Origin of the sequence: Gilliamella sp. wkB195 (assembly GCF_001690445.1) — a bacterium.
GTDB classification, from domain to species: Bacteria; Pseudomonadota; Gammaproteobacteria; order Enterobacterales; family Orbaceae; genus Gilliamella; species Gilliamella apicola_E.
Genome location: NZ_LZGP01000033.1, coordinates 40,529 through 56,176 on the forward strand (window position 1 = coordinate 40,529; position 15,648 = coordinate 56,176).

The 15,648-nt window shown below is 37.8% G+C and carries 15 protein-coding genes; 4 read left to right on the top strand and 11 right to left on the bottom strand.

Features of this window, described 5'->3' with window-relative positions; translation table 11 throughout:
- Positions 1-306: 306 nt before the first annotated feature.
- Together A9G08_RS08730 and A9G08_RS08735 are read right to left on the bottom strand one after the other, a co-directional pair.
- Positions 307-1,650 (bottom strand): hypothetical protein, encoded by a 1,344-nt coding sequence (locus tag A9G08_RS08730; RefSeq protein ID WP_065563324.1) that lies wholly within the window; start codon positions 1,648-1,650, stop codon positions 307-309.
- 564 nt (positions 1,651-2,214) lie between these two features.
- Complete coding sequence (locus A9G08_RS08735; protein WP_065563325.1) at positions 2,215-3,567, bottom strand: hypothetical protein; 1,353 nt, start codon at positions 3,565-3,567, stop codon at positions 2,215-2,217.
- A 661-nt stretch (positions 3,568-4,228) separates the two neighbouring features.
- Here A9G08_RS08735 and A9G08_RS08740 point away from each other — a divergent pair.
- Genes A9G08_RS08740 through A9G08_RS08750 form a run of 3 tightly spaced genes read left to right on the top strand, consistent with a single transcriptional unit; the run spans position 4,229 to position 5,960 of the window.
- Positions 4,229-4,585, top strand: coding sequence for an ArsC family reductase (locus A9G08_RS08740; protein WP_065563326.1), 357 nt, complete (start codon positions 4,229-4,231; stop codon positions 4,583-4,585).
- Positions 4,586-4,598: 13 nt separating this feature from the next.
- Complete coding sequence (dapE, locus tag A9G08_RS08745; RefSeq protein ID WP_065563327.1) at positions 4,599-5,726, top strand: succinyl-diaminopimelate desuccinylase; 1,128 nt, start codon at positions 4,599-4,601, stop codon at positions 5,724-5,726.
- Between the two features lie 48 nt (positions 5,727-5,774).
- Positions 5,775-5,960: a YpfN family protein gene (locus A9G08_RS08750; protein WP_065563328.1), complete on the top strand. Its 186-nt coding sequence runs from the start codon at positions 5,775-5,777 to the stop codon at positions 5,958-5,960.
- Between the two features lies 1 nt (position 5,961).
- Here A9G08_RS08750 and cysZ read toward each other — a convergent pair whose 3' ends face one another.
- The 7 genes from cysZ to A9G08_RS08785 all read right to left on the bottom strand — a co-directional run bounded on the left by cysZ (position 5,962) and on the right by A9G08_RS08785 (position 12,643).
- The gene (cysZ, locus tag A9G08_RS08755) at positions 5,962-6,747 is read right to left on the bottom strand and encodes a sulfate transporter CysZ (RefSeq protein ID WP_065563329.1); all 786 of its coding nucleotides are present in this window, start codon (positions 6,745-6,747) and stop codon (positions 5,962-5,964) included.
- A gap of 105 nt (positions 6,748-6,852) precedes the next feature.
- Complete coding sequence (locus A9G08_RS08760; protein ID WP_065563330.1) at positions 6,853-8,718, bottom strand: tRNA(Met) cytidine acetyltransferase TmcA domain-containing protein; 1,866 nt, start codon at positions 8,716-8,718, stop codon at positions 6,853-6,855.
- 3 nt (positions 8,719-8,721) lie between these two features.
- Positions 8,722-9,177 carry a DUF441 domain-containing protein gene (locus tag A9G08_RS08765; protein WP_065563331.1) on the bottom strand — a complete coding sequence of 152 codons (456 nt, stop codon included), beginning with the start codon at positions 9,175-9,177 and terminating at the stop codon, positions 8,722-8,724.
- Positions 9,177-9,887 (bottom strand): phosphoribosylaminoimidazolesuccinocarboxamide synthase, encoded by a 711-nt coding sequence (purC, locus tag A9G08_RS08770; protein ID WP_065563332.1) that lies wholly within the window; start codon positions 9,885-9,887, stop codon positions 9,177-9,179. The genes A9G08_RS08765 and purC overlap by 1 nt, the downstream gene beginning before the upstream one ends.
- A 238-nt stretch (positions 9,888-10,125) precedes the next feature.
- Positions 10,126-10,875 (bottom strand): outer membrane protein assembly factor BamC, encoded by a 750-nt coding sequence (gene bamC, locus A9G08_RS08775; protein WP_065563333.1) that lies wholly within the window; start codon positions 10,873-10,875, stop codon positions 10,126-10,128.
- Positions 10,876-10,909: 34 nt separating this feature from the next.
- Entirely contained in the window at positions 10,910-11,788 is an 879-nt protein-coding gene (gene dapA, locus A9G08_RS08780; RefSeq protein ID WP_065563334.1) for a 4-hydroxy-tetrahydrodipicolinate synthase, read from the bottom strand.
- Between the two features lie 96 nt (positions 11,789-11,884).
- Positions 11,885-12,643: a Nif3-like dinuclear metal center hexameric protein gene (locus A9G08_RS08785; RefSeq protein WP_065563335.1), complete on the bottom strand. Its 759-nt coding sequence runs from the start codon at positions 12,641-12,643 to the stop codon at positions 11,885-11,887.
- 433 nt (positions 12,644-13,076) lie between these two features.
- On the opposite strand from A9G08_RS08785, the gene rnt reads away from it, so the two are divergent.
- Positions 13,077-13,724 (top strand): ribonuclease T, encoded by a 648-nt coding sequence (gene rnt, locus A9G08_RS08790; RefSeq protein WP_065563336.1) that lies wholly within the window; start codon positions 13,077-13,079, stop codon positions 13,722-13,724.
- Between the two features lie 46 nt (positions 13,725-13,770).
- Here the strand turns inward: rnt and A9G08_RS08795 are convergent, their stop codons facing one another.
- Complete coding sequence (locus A9G08_RS08795; protein ID WP_065563338.1) at positions 13,771-14,100, bottom strand: Grx4 family monothiol glutaredoxin; 330 nt, start codon at positions 14,098-14,100, stop codon at positions 13,771-13,773.
- A gap of 345 nt (positions 14,101-14,445) precedes the next feature.
- A partial coding sequence (locus A9G08_RS11740) for a hypothetical protein (RefSeq protein ID WP_218058458.1) occupies positions 14,446-15,648 on the bottom strand: 1,203 nt, incomplete at its 5' end.

Sequence of the window (15,648 nt, forward strand, 5' to 3'; positions counted from 1 at the left end):
CAAACCTTTAAAAAACTATAATTAAGATCCTAAAAAAATTTACCTGAATGATGAGTAATTTCGATAATTTAATAATTTTTAATCGAAATTTAGAACCTCAAAAACCCCGCTCCTCAACTTTTCTGATATAAAAATAATTAAAACACATCATCATTTAGAGCCAAATTATTCATATGGCAACATTGCAAGGTGGAATTTTAAACGCTGAAACTACTATTGCTCAAAAAATCCCCCCCCTGTTGAGGGATGATGATGTACGGGGGAGGCTAAACCACAAAATCGCTTTTTATCGCACGATAGATGATACTAAGGTAAAGTACAAAGCCCTTTCAAAGTGATATCAGAGCCAATATAAGCCCAATGTATATGGCCATCATCAAGATAAACAACAAACCGATTATCGTTGCCAGGAGCTATAACATTGGTCCAGAGCCTGTTAGGATAAGAGTTGTTAGTACTAAAGTTAGCATCTTTATATAGGCCTAGATTACCCCACTCCGCAATAAAGCCAGCACCAATGCTATGCTGATAATAAACACCATAAGATGATGAAGGTTCAGCACCAGTCGCTTCATAACGTTTTGCATTAGTTAAATCTTTAATCGTAGGCATACGATAACCAATACTATTACACCAGGACTCCATACTAGGATAGGAGTAATAGCCTTTACCTCGGTTGACAAACCATTGTTTTAATGTAAAACCATATTTAACGATAGCTTTACCACTACTATCTCGACCAACTAACTCGAATGTCTGAGGCAAAGTAGGCTTAGTAATAGGACCAGGATTGCTGGAATTCCATTGGGATTCAGTTGCAACAGGGCCAGTTAAGGTAACCCGTACGCCTTTCGCTGTAGAATTGGTCATAGTCGCCGTGATACCACCTCGCGAGACAGGAGACCAAGACAATGCTTGATTATTACCAGCAAGGCGTAAATTAAAGGACATGTTGTTGGCACCTGTAGTCGGAAAGTTCTTATCATATGAGTCAGTTGACTGAGGAAGAAAACCATACGCAGGGTCCCACATCGAAGTACGAATACCATCATGTGTAAACACATCCTCCGCTGGATCAGCAAAACAAACCTTTGGCTCATTATTAGGATTAGGAGTAACATAATAAGTCACATAACTTGCATTGAAAGTACTACTACTAGGAACCCCATAACGTGTCGATAAAGTACCACCAGTACTATATAAGCTAACCTTATAAGGTGCTGTACAAATCTCTAGCACAGTACTACGTGAATAATATCTAGAACCTGTCCTTAACCTTATAGAGGAGATAGATACACGTAAAGAACCTGTAGCTGTAACGTCTGAATCGCCATCATAATCCCTCCAGTAATTATAAGGAGGACCGATAAGAGCACTTAAATCGACTGAATTAGTATCAGTAGGAACGAACATGCCTATATCAGAAAAACTTTGACCAGCAACAGGCAACACGATTGGATTTTCAGGAGATGAAGTATTAGTTGAAGGCGTGTATTGCACACCATTTGATAAAGTAATACTAAGCAGACTATCAGTATCAACCGCTCGCGTGCGACCACCATCGAAAGTCAAATAAGGTGCACTACCCTGAATATAATTCGAGGTTTTAGAGGTTAATGCATGGCTGAAAAGAGGAAAAAAAATCGCCACGCAAAAAACAATCTGACGGAGTAAATTAGATCGCAAAAAGGATCGAGAAAAAGATCGCACGAAAATTTGCAAAATTCCCCATAATTGCGTGAAAAAATAAACTTTTGTAAAAAATAAACACTGAGAGCACAACTTCGACGAATTTAAATTAGAGGTTGACCAAGTTGTCTTCTGAAAATTATCGAACATGCACAACAATCCTGTTAAGTATATTTCTAATTTATTTACTTTTTTCATTAATGAACATCATCTTTATAAACATTTAAAAATTATTATTAATAATCCATAAAAAATTATATTTAAGTATTCAAAATTAGTGATTTTGATAATTTAATAATTTTTAAGTGGAATCTTGAATTTCAAAAACCCCGTTCCTCAACTTTTTTACAGTTAAACACTTTAAAAATCCCCCCCGGTTGAGGGATGATGATGTCCGGAGGGGCTAAACCACAAAATCGCTTTTTATTTGACAACCACCTTGACTCTTCAAGTCAAATATTTCTTAATAATTTAACTACTCCTTTATCCCCCAAGCTTTAAGGCTTAAGGAGGAAGAAATAAATACTAAGGATATGAGCAGAGCGAGGCATGGGGGATGTCGTCGCGCCTATCCACACCACCGTGGAAGGTTGACACGACAAGCTGCCAACTACCATTCACGTCACTAGTCCAGTACCAAGAGTCAAGGGTGAAGCCAACGCCAAAGTCGCTAAGAGGACCCCACTCATTGAAAAAGCCAGAGCCAATTCTACGTTGGAAATAATTACCAGGTGAGGAAGGTGTGGCGCCGACGAAACCTTCACACCAATCGCCTGAATGTTTACCACGACAAGTTGCATTGGTTAAATCCTTTATGAGAGGCATTCGATAACCAATACTATTACACCAAGATAAGGCAGGAGAATAATAGTCCCACTTAGTACCACGGTTGACGAACCACTGTTTCAATGTAAAACCATATTTAATAACAGGATTACCTTGACCATCACGACCGACCAACTCGAAGGTCTGAGGCAAAGTAAGTGTTGGAAGACGACCAGGATTGGCTGAATTATGCTGGGATTCGGTAGCAAAAGGACCCGTTAAAGTAACACGTACGCTTGCAGCAGTTGAATTAGACATTGTAACTGTGATTCCCCCCTGAGATAATGAAGACCAAGACAAAGGTTGACTAACACCTCTAATATCTAAGTCAAAGTACAGTCCATTAGCGCCAGTAGTAGGAAAGTTTGAACCATAACGTGAAGGGTCAATTGACTGAGGGATAAAACCATTAGCAGGGTCCCACATCGAAGACGGGCCAGCATAATCATGATATGGGAAAAAAATATCATCACCAAGCTTAGCATTTTTTAAATTAGGTCTGGCAAAACAAACCACAGGTTTAGCCTTAGGATTAACATAATAAGTCACACTACTTTCACTGAAATCACTACGATTAGGAAAACCGTAACGAGTAGATAATGTGCCGTTAGTACTGGATAACGTCACCCTATAAGGAGTATTACAAATCTTTAATACGGAATTACGTGATACAGCTTGATTGTTATTATCGACGATAGATAAACTTAAAGAACCTGTAACAGTAACGTCACTATCACCATCATCATCCCCCCAATAATTATTAGGAGGACCGATAAGAGAACTTAAAGCGACTGAATCGGTATCAGTTGGAACAAACATGTCTATATCAGCAAAACTTTGATCCACAACCGGCAAGACGATTGGGGTTGCCGATGAAGGATTGGTTGATGGCGTATATTGCGTACCATCAGATAACGTTATCCCGAGCAGATCGTTAGTATTAATCGCACGAGTACGACCACCATCGAAAGTCAAATACGGCGCATTACCTTGAATCACATTCGAGGTTTTAGAGGTTAATGCATGGCTGGAAAAAGGAATTAAAACAGCCATACCTAAAAAGATCTGCCAGAATAAATTAGATCGAAAAGAAGATCGCAATAAGGATCTATAGTAGGATCGAAAAAAAGATCGCGAGAAAATTTGCAAAATTCCGCATAATTGCGTGAAAAAATAAACTTTGGTGAAAAATAAACGCTGGAAACTTAACTTTGGCGAATTTAAATTAGAGGTTGACCAAGTTGCCTGTTGCCTGTTGCCTGTTGAAAATTATAGAACATCTGCGACAATCCTGTCAAGTATATTTTTGATTTATTTACGGTTTTGTTTGAATTTTAGCCATCCCGCTAAAACGGTAAAAGAGTATAGTTACTGGAAAAATACGATGCAATTCTTTTTTTGTTTTGGATCGTTAATATTCGTAAAGAAGATCGCAAGTAAAGATCTTGAAAGGATCGACCAACTCTTGTTTTAATTAAAATCATCTCATTTACAAACCTTAAAAAAACTATAATTAAGATTCTGAAAAAATTTACCTGAGTGATGCGTAATTTTGATAATTTGATAATTTTTAATCGAAATTTGGAACCTCAAAAACCCCGCTCCTCAACTTTTTTATCAAAAAATCATCATTTTTATAAAACCCACTTTCCCTTTGTTTGCTGTTTTTTAGCTGTTATAATCGATTTATCTTTTCATTTTAGGGCAAATAGTTATGTATATTATTTATGGAATTAAGAATTGTGATACCATGAAAAAAGCATTTACGTGGCTCAATGATCATCAAGTCAATTACCAATTTCATAATTATAAAACCGATGGCTTGTCGGCTGAGTTGTTAAGTCAGTTATTAAAACTTGTTGATTGGCAGAGTTTGTTAAATACTCGTGGTACGACTTGGCGTAAGCTTGACGAAACAGTACGTAATCAAGTTGATAATCAAGATGCCGCTATCAAGATTATGTTAGCTAATCCTTCTATTTTAAAGCGTCCACTACTTGTTGATGGTAAGCGGGCTTTGTTGGGATTTTCTGACGAGAGCTATTCGCAATTTGTTAAACCTAAATCATAAGATCGAGATCACCATGACTGAACCTGTTATTGCACTAACCAAAGCATTGATTGCTGAAAGATCAATAAGCCCCGATGATAAGAACTGCCAGCAGATGATTATCGATCGTCTAAAGCCGTTAGGCTTTGTGATTGAAGAGGTAAATATTGGTAAGACGAAAAACCTTTGGGCCTACCATGGTAGTGGTAAAACTTTGATGTTTGCCGGTCATACTGATGTGGTGCCAGCCGGTGATGAGAGTAAGTGGTGTTACCCGCCTTTTGAGCCAACTATTGATGAAAACGGTATTTTGTACGGTCGTGGCGCTGCCGATATGAAAAGTGGCGTAGCGGCTATGGTTTGTGCCGCTGAGACGTTTGTTAAAAAATATCCTGACCATACTGGTCGGGTTGCGTTTTTGCTGACTTCCGATGAAGAAGCAGATGCAACCGATGGCACGGTAAAAGTGGTTGATTGGCTGATTAAACGTCAAGAACAGATCGATTACTGTATTGTTGGTGAGCCTTCAAGTGATAGTGTTCTTGGTGATCAGATTAAGAATGGGCGTCGTGGCTCTTTGACAGCCAATTTAGTGGTACATGGTATTCAGGGACATGTTGCTTATCCTCATCTTGCTGATAATCCGGTGCATAAATTTGCGCCCGCTTTGAATGAATTGGTAACGACAGTTTGGGATAATGGTAATGAATATTTCCCACAAACGACAATGCAAATAGCCAATATTAATGGTGGTACCGGCGCTGAAAATGTGGTTCCTGGTGATTTGTCAGTGCAATTTAATTTTCGTTATAGTAGTGAGTTAACCGATGAGATGATTAAAGCAAAAGTCGAGGCGATTTTGCAAAAACATCATTTAAACTATACGTTAAATTGGCGTTTGTCCGGCCATCCATTTTTAACACCACAAGGCGAGCTAACTGATGCAGCAGCAAGTGCAATTAAGGCCTTTACACAAATTGATACCAAATTATCAACCAGTGGCGGGACATCCGACGGGCGTTTTATTGCTAAGTTAGGTTGTCAGGTGATTGAGCTTGGTGTGTTAAATAAAACTATTCATAAAGTGAATGAAAATGTAAATTGCCAAGATGTCATTACATTACAAGCTATCTATATCGATATTTTAGAAAAGTTACTATAGATTTTAATATGAGATCATGCTTTGTGCTAAAAACTCAAGGGGATTTAAATGGAGTGGCTTAAAGATTATTGGTGGGTGATTCTTATTATTTTGGTGGGGATCTTTATTAATACAATTAAAGCACTGAATAAACTAAGCTATAAGCACTATTTAGAAAAAAAGAAAGGGATAAAACCTATCCCTTATTCTGATGATGAGGACGACGATTGGCCAAGTCGTCCTAAGCAAAAATAAATTATCGAAAGTCCTGACTTTTACTTGCAAAAATAGCTTGGTGACGATAGCGATCAACCCACATCGCTGTCGCGCCACAAACCGCAATTGGCATAATAATTAAATTCAATAATGGCACCATGGTAAAAAAGCTGATTAACATACCAAATAGCAGATTGTCAGCGCGATCTTGTCTTAATAATTGGCGCATACGCTCAAAAGAGATTTTGTGGTTATCAAAGGCGTAATCTGCATATTGGATGTTAATCTGCCAAGCGGTAAATAAAAACCACACTATCGGAGTAACCGATTGCCCGATGATGGGAATCAAGTAGGTTAGCAATATCGGAATCGCCCATAATAAATAATAGCCAAATTTTTGTAGCTCGCGCTTTAAGATGCGAGGTAAGTCTTTTATTAAACTCAACCAAGAGGTATCAGGCGCAGGTACACCAGTGAGCTGTGCTTCTACCTGTTCGGCCAGCAGACCATTGAAAGGCGCAGCTATAACGTTGGTTATCGTACTGAAAAAATAACAAAATAAAATTGTTAAAGTTAAAATGACAATAGCACTAATGATGTAGCCCAACCAGTGCAACCAACTTGGCATAAACGATAAGCCCCAATCCACCATGCCAGTGATTGAAACAAAAAACCAATAAAATAGCGCTGACATAATAACGATATTAGCCAGCAACGGTAAAAATACAAAGCGTTTTAAACCAGGGCTAAATGCTAAAGACCAGCCTTGGAAAAAGTATTCTATACCTGATTTAGAATTGGAATGTTGTGATTTATTTTCTAACACAATAGGATCCTTTTATTTAAAATCGGCGTCATTTTAAACGTAGTTTTCATCTGACGGCAACTGACTTTTCATTTTTTGATCGTAAATTAGCTGATCTTTATTTGGTCAGTTTGATAATTTTTCAAGCCATGTTTTTACTTCTTGTTTGATAGCTTGGATCATCTCATTTCGACTTGGTAGTTTATTTATCGATTCACTATTTTGTAATAATAGTGAAGGTATTTTACCATTTGTTGCCTGTTTTAGACGACACAGTGCCGGATAAGTTGCTTCAAACGGTCGATGATAATTACAAAATCCTTGCAGGTCCTGAAGATCTTGATGAGTTAACGCCTGCTGATCATCAATGGTGATAAGTTGACTGAAAGGTAAATCGATAATGGCATTAAGCCAATAGCTATTACGCCTTAAATTTTCCGCTAAACGTTGGCTTAGTTCATAACCTTGCTGAGTGATGGGTTTGATTGCCATCATTGAATAACTACCAGAATTGGCTTGTTTATGGCTGGCAATATGGACTAAGGTAAAGCCACAATTATGCCAAAATTGATAATTAACGGCGCTGTAAGCAAAACTGACAGAGACAAAATCGTTGTGATTTTTCATTGCTTGTTGATAGATATGTTCAACCAACTTCAGGGCGATATGTTGACGTCGATAAGGCTCTATAACCGCAATACGGTTAATTCTGACCGATTTTAGTTTTGCCGCTAGTTTATCACCAGCATGTGCAACCAATGATTGCGCGACAAGATTGCCTTTTGGTCGGCGTGTGCCTTTCCAAACGGCATCGATTAAGTCATCAGTCAAATTACCTTCATCAATCGTAATTGCGCCAGCAATAAGTTGATCACCTTTTTTGGCCTGCCAAACAGCTAAGTTTTTTGCATCAAATAGTCGTCTTAAATCAACTAAGGTTGTTTGATAATGAGCCGTTTTTAATAAATTGTAGATAGACTTAAGTAGGTCGATATCTGTTCTTTCGTTAAGCGAATAGACCGTAGCCTGCTCATTGGTTTGCGATTTTATCACGCCATTAAGCAATAAGTTATCGCAAAGTTGTTCGAGTTGATCGTTATCTTGCCAACGAATAGGCGAATTAAGATAAAATCGCTGGCAAATTTGCCTGTCCAGTAATTTTAATAAAAACCCCTGCCCTGTTCCTTCGTAACCTTCTACCGTTGTGATCAATAGGATTTTAGTCGATGGTGACAGCTTTAGCAGTTGCTCCAACATTGGCAATGGGATCATCGCCGCTTCATCAATGATCAACCACTCAGGAAATGGATGATCGACCATTTCAATTAGTTGATCTGGTGCATAAAACGGTGTTCCTGGTTTAGCAAACTGAAAAAAAGTCGTTAGCGCACTTTTATTCGGTGCTGTTACCCAGCATTCATGATAATGAGTAAATTGCCCAGCTAATGCTGATTTACCGCGCCCTCGTTTAGCCATTAAGATATTTAAACGACTATTGCTTTTTAGGAGTTGGTTTAGCACTAACTGTTGCTCGGTTAAATCCTTTTGCCCATCATCTTGCTGCGTAAACTCTGGTGGCTTTTTTGTAGCAAATTTTGATAAGGTTTGTTGTAAATGTTGAACAAAATTGGGCACACGAATCGGCTTTGTAGATTCATTCCAACGCAAACTATCTTGGTCCACCCAATTGGTCAAATCATCTGGCAGTAATAAAATTAGCACACTACCTTTGATTAAAGTGCCGGCTAGCATCGCAAAAGCATCTAAATTAAAACCTTCGGTGGCATCGAAAATAGCATGTTTAAACTCTTTGCCAAGTAATGATTTGGTTTGATTGGGATGAATATGATGGTTAATCGCTACGGGCAAATCTGTTTTTGTGGTAACTGTAAGCCAATCGCCCGGGTGCTGTTGAATAATAGCGCTGACTTGATTAAATAATTGGGGATGCGAACCGTTTAACACCCATAGCTTTCTGGTGCTATTAATCATTGATTAACTTTTTCCAATCAATAAGGATAAAATTCCTGCTGCAATCAATGGACCAACCGGTATCCCTTTGAAAAAGGCAACACCAATAAGTGTACCAATAATTAAGCCATTAATTATAGTTGGATGAGCACCAATTAAGGATATGCCACGCGTGCCTAACCATGAGACTAATATGCCAACTAAAATAGCCAGTAACGATTGCCAGGTGGTGAATGATTTTACAATATCGGTAATTTTTAACGAGCCATCCGCTAAAGGAACCATCATAGCCGCCGTTAAAATGACAATGCCAATGGTTAATCCATATTGATTTAAGAACGGAAAATAGGTTGCTAGCGGTGTTAATTTGAATAACAACAGTAGCAATACTGCAAAGGTCACTGTGTTATTATGCGTGATATAACACAGTGCAGCTAAACCTAATAATAAAAAAAAGGAGATATCAAATTGGGCAAACATTAAAGTGGAACACCAATACGTTTGGCCACCTCTTCGTAGGCCTCAATCACACCACCTAAACCTTGGCGAAAGCGATCTTTATCCATTTTTTTCAAGGTCTGTTTTTCCCATAAACGGCAACCATCTGGTGAAAACTCATCGCCTAATGTGATTTCGCCATGAAATAGACCAAACTCTAATTTATAATCAACTAAAATCAATCCGGCTTTATCAAAAAGCTCTGTTAGCACGTTATTAATTTTAAAGCTAAGTTCTTTCATCGTTGCTAACTGCTCATCCGTTGCCCAGCCAAATGCTTTACAGTGTGACTCATTGACCATAGGGTCATGCAGGGCATCATTTTTTAAGAAAAGTTCAAATGTTGGAGGATTAAGGATTTTGCCTTCTTCAACGCCTAAACGTTTTACTAATGAACCAGCAGCTCGATTACGAACGACACATTCAACTGGCACCATATCAAGTTTTTTAACTAAAACTTCATTATCTGATAATAGGGCTTCAACTTGAGTTGGAATACCTGCTTCACGTAACTTGGTCATAATAAAATAGTTAAATTTATTATTGACCATCCCCTTTCGATCTAACTGCTCAATGCGCAGTCCATCAAATGCCGAGGTATCATTACGAAATTCAAGGATTAATAGATCTGGGTTGTCAGTGGTGTAAACCGTTTTTGCTTTACCACGATAAAGCTCAGCCAACTTTTTCATGTTTATAACCTTATATCAAATTGCCAATAAATAATTAAGGAGCTATTCGCCCCTTAATTTCAAATCAAGTACCTTGCTGTTATAAGTGTTCGCTATAAACCGTAGTTATAAATTGTAGTTATAAACTGTATTTATAAACATTCATTTATATAGCAAAGGTAAGTTACTCCGCTATTGGGTTAAAATCGGCTTTACGCGGTTTTAACTCATTTAGATGAAAGATTATCTAATCGTTAAATTAGCGATCATTTCTGATGCTATCTCTGACACTGTCTTTAAGATCTTCTTTCAGCTCTTTATTTGTATCTGACTCTTTTTCATCTGTTTTAACCGGCACAGTTCGTAGCGATTCAGGTGCGACATCATCCATTATTTGATTAAATAATCCAACTACATAACGCTGAACTTCGATCGGCTGTGACATAAGATTTTCACCACTACGTGTTAATGAACTTAATACGATAGTGATAGTTTCTGTTGCGCCTAAATTATGGCGGGTAAAGACAAAAGAAGCCTCAACCGGTTGTTGTTCATCTTGGCGAGAAATAATTGCATTATTTGTTTTAATGGTTTTACTATCGCTTGAACTAACCAGTATATTTTGTTTATTTAATGTATTTGGAATATTATTCCATACACCATAACTAACTGGCACGTTAAAGGTAACAGTGTTTTGTTCATGATGTACAAAAGATTCTGGGATAGTTGCAATAGCTAATGTTGGTGGACGAATATCAAGTTGTTTACCAACGGCACCATCAATTTTGTTGTTGTCCACATAAAAATCACCAGATTCAACTGGTACAGAAACACCTTCAGGAATAATTAACGCTTTTAAAGCGGGCGAATTGAGGTAATCTTCATTGCCATCAACCTCTCGTTTATAACTTTGATCGCTACTACATCCAACCATAAACATCGATGTAATAACCGATAAAACAGCTAGTTTTTTAAAGGCATTGCTTTTCAATTCAGTTTTATTCAACATAGATTTCTGCTTTTAAGTAAGGTTATAGTCAATTTTAAATTAATTTAGCATCTTTTAATGCTTGTTCAACTACAGGAATAGAAGCATCACTCAATGGCACTAATGGTAAACGTATAGTACCGTTTGCCATTAAACCTAAACGAGTACACGCCCATTTTGCTGGCGTTGGGTTTGGTTCAATAAATAGATGAGTATGAAGCCCCATTAAAGTATCGTTTAACGTGCGTGCTTGTTGGATTTGGTTATTAAATGCCAATTCACAAACGGTTGCAACTTGTTTCGCTGCTACGTTAGCGGTTACCGAGATAACACCATCACCACCTAAAATGATAAAGTCTAAGAAAGTCGCATCATCACCACTTAATAGCTTAAAATCTTCGCCAACTAATTTACGAGTTTTGTAAACGCGAGACAGATCACCCGTTGCATCTTTTAACGCAACAATGTTTTTAATTTTAGCTAATCGACCGACAGTTTCTGGTTTAATGTCACTACAAGTACGACCAGGAACATTATAAATAATTTGAGGTAATGGAGAACTTTCTGCAATAGCTTTGAAGTGTTGGTATAAACCTTCTTGCGTTGGTTTATTGTAGTAAGGCGCTACCGTTAAGCAACCTACTACACCGATATTTTCAACTTGACGAGTTAATTCGATCGCTTCTTTGGTGGCATTTGAACCTGTGCCAGCAATAATATCAATTCGACCATCTGCATAATCAATAGTGCGTTTAATAACATCAATGTGCTCATGATGATCAAGCGTTGCTGATTCGCCAGTAGTTCCTACTGATACAATAGCAGATGTGCCATTTTCAATATGATATTCGACCATTTTTTTTAGGCTTACATGGTCCACATTTCCTTTCGTATCCATTGGAGTAACAAGTGCGACCAGACTTCCTGTAAACATAAAGCGACCTCTCATATTCTGTGTTTATAAAACAACTTAAAGATTAAAAAAACTGCGAATAAGTATGCGATATTTCTTATTTAAATTCAACTTTTGTTATGCAGGATTATCAATATCGATAAAAATAGTTTCTAAGCCATGGTTAGTCGATAACCATTCTCCTAATGTTTTTATACCATATCGCTCTGTGGCATGATGTCCGCAAGCATAAAAATTGATACCGTATTCACGGGCAATGTGAATGGTTCGTTCTGATACTTCTCCAGTAAAAAAAGCATCAAAGCCTTGCTGAGCAGCCGTTTCAATATAATCCTGACCACCACCACTACACCATGCAACTCGCTTAATCACTGCTGGGGCATTATCACCACAAAATAAAACTGAATGGCGACCATTATGTAGCTTCTGTTCAAGTAGCTGTTTAAATTCAATTGCGGTTAATGGATTCGCTAACGTGCCTTTAAAAAGCAAATCGGTAATATCATCACGCGCATCAACCGTAATATCAAACATTTGCCCAAGCAACACATTATTACCCAATACTGGATGACCATCTAAGGGAAGATGATAACTATATAAATTGATATCATGGCTAAGTAACGTCTTCATTCGATGATACTTTATGCCAGTAATTGTCTCTGGCTCATTTTTCCAAAAATAGCCATGATGAACAAGAATCGCATCAGCATTTAGCTCAACCGCTTTATCTAACAATAACTGACAAGCCGTTACCCCTGTCACAATTTTGTTAATCTCCGGACGACCTTGAACTTGCAAACCATTTGGCGCATAGTCACGATATCGTGTCACTTGCAGATGTGTATCAATGATGTGTTGAAGTTCGAAATTATGCACAATGCCCTCGCAAACCTTAGAATTAAACTAAAACAGTCTTAACAAAATGCTTAAGATGACCAAATAAACTTTTCGCCCTTTTGTTTGGCGCTAATTATAGTCGCTTTCTCGTAATATCTCACCCGATATTATGATTAATTAAACAATTATTTTAAGTTTTTTACCATCCTGCTTATTCAAGATTAAGTCTCAAATTTAATCACTCACTTGACTAGTTTAGATTTCGGGACAACATGCTTAATATAGATTTAACGCACAGTAGTAAAATTTGATAGCAAAGCAAAATAGGATAAGTAAGATGCTAATAACGCCTATAAAGAATAAAACTCAAGAGGATTAACTGGTCATACTAAGTTAAAAACTTAATTGATTTAAGTAGGTAAAACTAGGCGAAAAAAGTAAAAACTGGCATAATACCTCTCATTTTAGATAGATAAGACTAACTATTGTGCCAAAACTTTGTGAACGCTTTCGAGGATTTTATCCCGTGGTTATCGATATAGAAACCTCCGGATTTGATCCAAAACTCAATGCTATTTTAGAAATCGCAGCCATTACGCTTAAAATGACAGATGACGGCTGGCTCGAGCCTGATAAAACATTGCAATTTAATGTCAATCCCTTTGCCGATGCTATTTTAGAGCCAACAGCGCTAGCTTTTAACGGCATTGATCCCAATAATCCGTTACGAGGCGCGGTTGATGAGAAAGAGGCAATTGAGGCAATCTTTAAATTAGTTCGCACCGGAATCAAAGCCAATGACTGTACCCGTGCTGTAATAGTGGCACATAATGCGCATTTTGATCACAGTTTTTTGATGACTGCCGCTGAAAGAGTGGGTATTAAACGCAACCCTTTCCACCCTTTTGCGACTTTTGATACGGCATCACTTTGTGGTTTAGTCTTTGGGCAAACAGTTCTGGCTAAAGCCTGCGAAACGGCAAATATCCCGTTCGATCATAAACAAGCACATTCAGCTCTTTATGATACCGAAAAGACTGCTATTTTATTTTGTGAAATCGTTAACCGTTTTAAACGATTAGGTGGCTGGCCTTTAGTCGAGCCGAAAACAGAAGAATAGTCAAAATATAAAAAAAGAGAGCTTAGCGCTCTCTTTCTCAACATTATTAATCGTTTTTATGATTTTCTGCCGTCTCTTTGATCAAGGTTTGTAATTCACCTGTTTGAAACATCTCTAACATAATATCACAACCACCAATCAACTCACCTTCAACCCAAAGTTGTGGAAAGGTCGGCCAGTTAGCAAATTTTGGCAATTCAGCACGAATATCTGGATTTTGTAAAATATCAACATACGCAAACGGCACACCACATTGCGATAACACCTGCACAGCTTGAGCTGAAAAACCACAACTTGGCAATTTTGGCGAACCTTTCATATAAAGAATAATCGGATTTTCGGCAATTTGGCGTTTAATCTTATCAAGCGTTGTCAATTCGGTTGTCATTAGGTTTGTCCTTTAATTTGCGATAAAAAATAAAGTTAGTTATTTTAACGTAGAAAGTTAACTAGGTTATATAGATTTCAGCTTTCACTCTAATAGATAAATTAGATATTTCAGATTGAGGGGGATTTTTAATAAAAATGATAATTCAAAAAAACCGCTCCTCAACTTTTTTGCGATAAAACACCTCAAAAATAAACCCGCCTAAGCGGGTGATTCAAGCGTCGATAAGCCACAAAATCCTTTTTATCGCATTGGTTGTGACTTCAAGTCTGCTATCGATTAATAACCTTTTTTCTATTCCAATTCCCTTAAAAATTAGGATGTAAAAAATAGTTAAGGTACAACACAAAGCATACCAGCTTTTGTATCATATAATCGCGCCACTTTTGCAAGACCTGTGCCTAAATGCACTACAATCGAATTGCTACCTGACTTATTACGAGTCACATACCAATCGTTGTAGAAATTGGCTCCAGAGTATAGGTACACAGTGCCCCACTCTGACAAGAGCCCTGCACCAATTCGTCGCTGAAAATGATTACCTGATGATGATGGGGTAGCACCTAAGCCATCAAAATTTGCATTAGTTAAATCCCTTACCGTCACAACTTTATAACCTCCTATTTTTTTACACAACGCACTTAATTCATCCAGTTTATTAACCCCATCACCGTTATTAACAAACCACTTATTTAACACAAAACCATACTTAACAACTTCGTTACCTCGACTGTCACGACCAATTAACTCGAAGGTCTGGGGTAGAGTCGGCTTAGCTATACGATTAGGATTCTTAGAATGCCATTGAGATGGCGGGATTACTGGACCGGTTAATGTAACGCGTAGAGTGGTATTGTTTAAATAGTACATATTCGCGGTTATACCCTCTCGTGAAACAGGCGCCCATGACAGCGGACCCACACCACCAATATCCAAATCAAAGTAAAAACCATGAGCACCCGTTGTAGGAAAATTTAAGTTATAAGATGATGGGGATGTTGACTGAATCCGAAAACCTTTATTACTGTCCCACAACCAATCTGGACCATTGTACTCTCTTCTCTCATGAACCACATTTGGCTTAACAAAACAAATCGCTGGCGGTAAATTAGGTTTAACATAATATGTTACACTTCCAGCACCATAGAAACGGCTATTAGGAACACCATAACGTGAACTCAATGTACTGAATGTATTACTTAATACAATTCGGTAGGGTGCATTACAAATATCCAGTACAGTATAACGTGAAACAGGTTGGTCGTTTTTATCAAAAATAGATAAATTTAAACTGCCTGTCGCAGAAATATCACCATCACCATCATCATCGCCCCAATAATTATACGGCCAACCGATAACGGTACTGAGCGCAACTGAATTGGTATTAGTTGGCACAAACATACTGATATCTGCAAAACTTTGCCCTACTATCGGTAGCACTATTGGAAAATTTGATGAGCTATTCGTTGACGGGGTATATCTCATTCCATTTGATAAAGTAATCCCTAGCAAACCGTCGGTATTAATTGCACGTGT

What these genes read in the sequence shown, in the direction of transcription:
- A9G08_RS08735 (WP_065563325.1), bottom strand. Translation starts at nt 3,567, where the DNA reads ATGGCTGTTTTAATTCCTTTTTCCAGCCATGCATTAACCTCTAAAACC.
- A9G08_RS08740 (WP_065563326.1), top strand. Translation starts at nt 4,229, where the DNA reads ATGTATATTATTTATGGAATTAAGAATTGTGATACCATGAAAAAAGCA.
- dapE (WP_065563327.1), top strand. Translation starts at nt 4,599, where the DNA reads ATGACTGAACCTGTTATTGCACTAACCAAAGCATTGATTGCTGAAAGA.
- A9G08_RS08750 (WP_065563328.1), top strand. Translation starts at nt 5,775, where the DNA reads ATGGAGTGGCTTAAAGATTATTGGTGGGTGATTCTTATTATTTTGGTG.
- A9G08_RS08760 (WP_065563330.1), bottom strand. Translation starts at nt 8,718, where the DNA reads ATGATTAATAGCACCAGAAAGCTATGGGTGTTAAACGGTTCGCATCCC.
- A9G08_RS08765 (WP_065563331.1), bottom strand. Translation starts at nt 9,177, where the DNA reads ATGTTTGCCCAATTTGATATCTCCTTTTTTTTATTATTAGGTTTAGCT.
- purC (WP_065563332.1), bottom strand. Translation starts at nt 9,887, where the DNA reads ATGAAAAAGTTGGCTGAGCTTTATCGTGGTAAAGCAAAAACGGTTTAC.
- bamC (WP_065563333.1), bottom strand. Translation starts at nt 10,875, where the DNA reads ATGTTGAATAAAACTGAATTGAAAAGCAATGCCTTTAAAAAACTAGCT.
- dapA (WP_065563334.1), bottom strand. Translation starts at nt 11,788, where the DNA reads ATGTTTACAGGAAGTCTGGTCGCACTTGTTACTCCAATGGATACGAAA.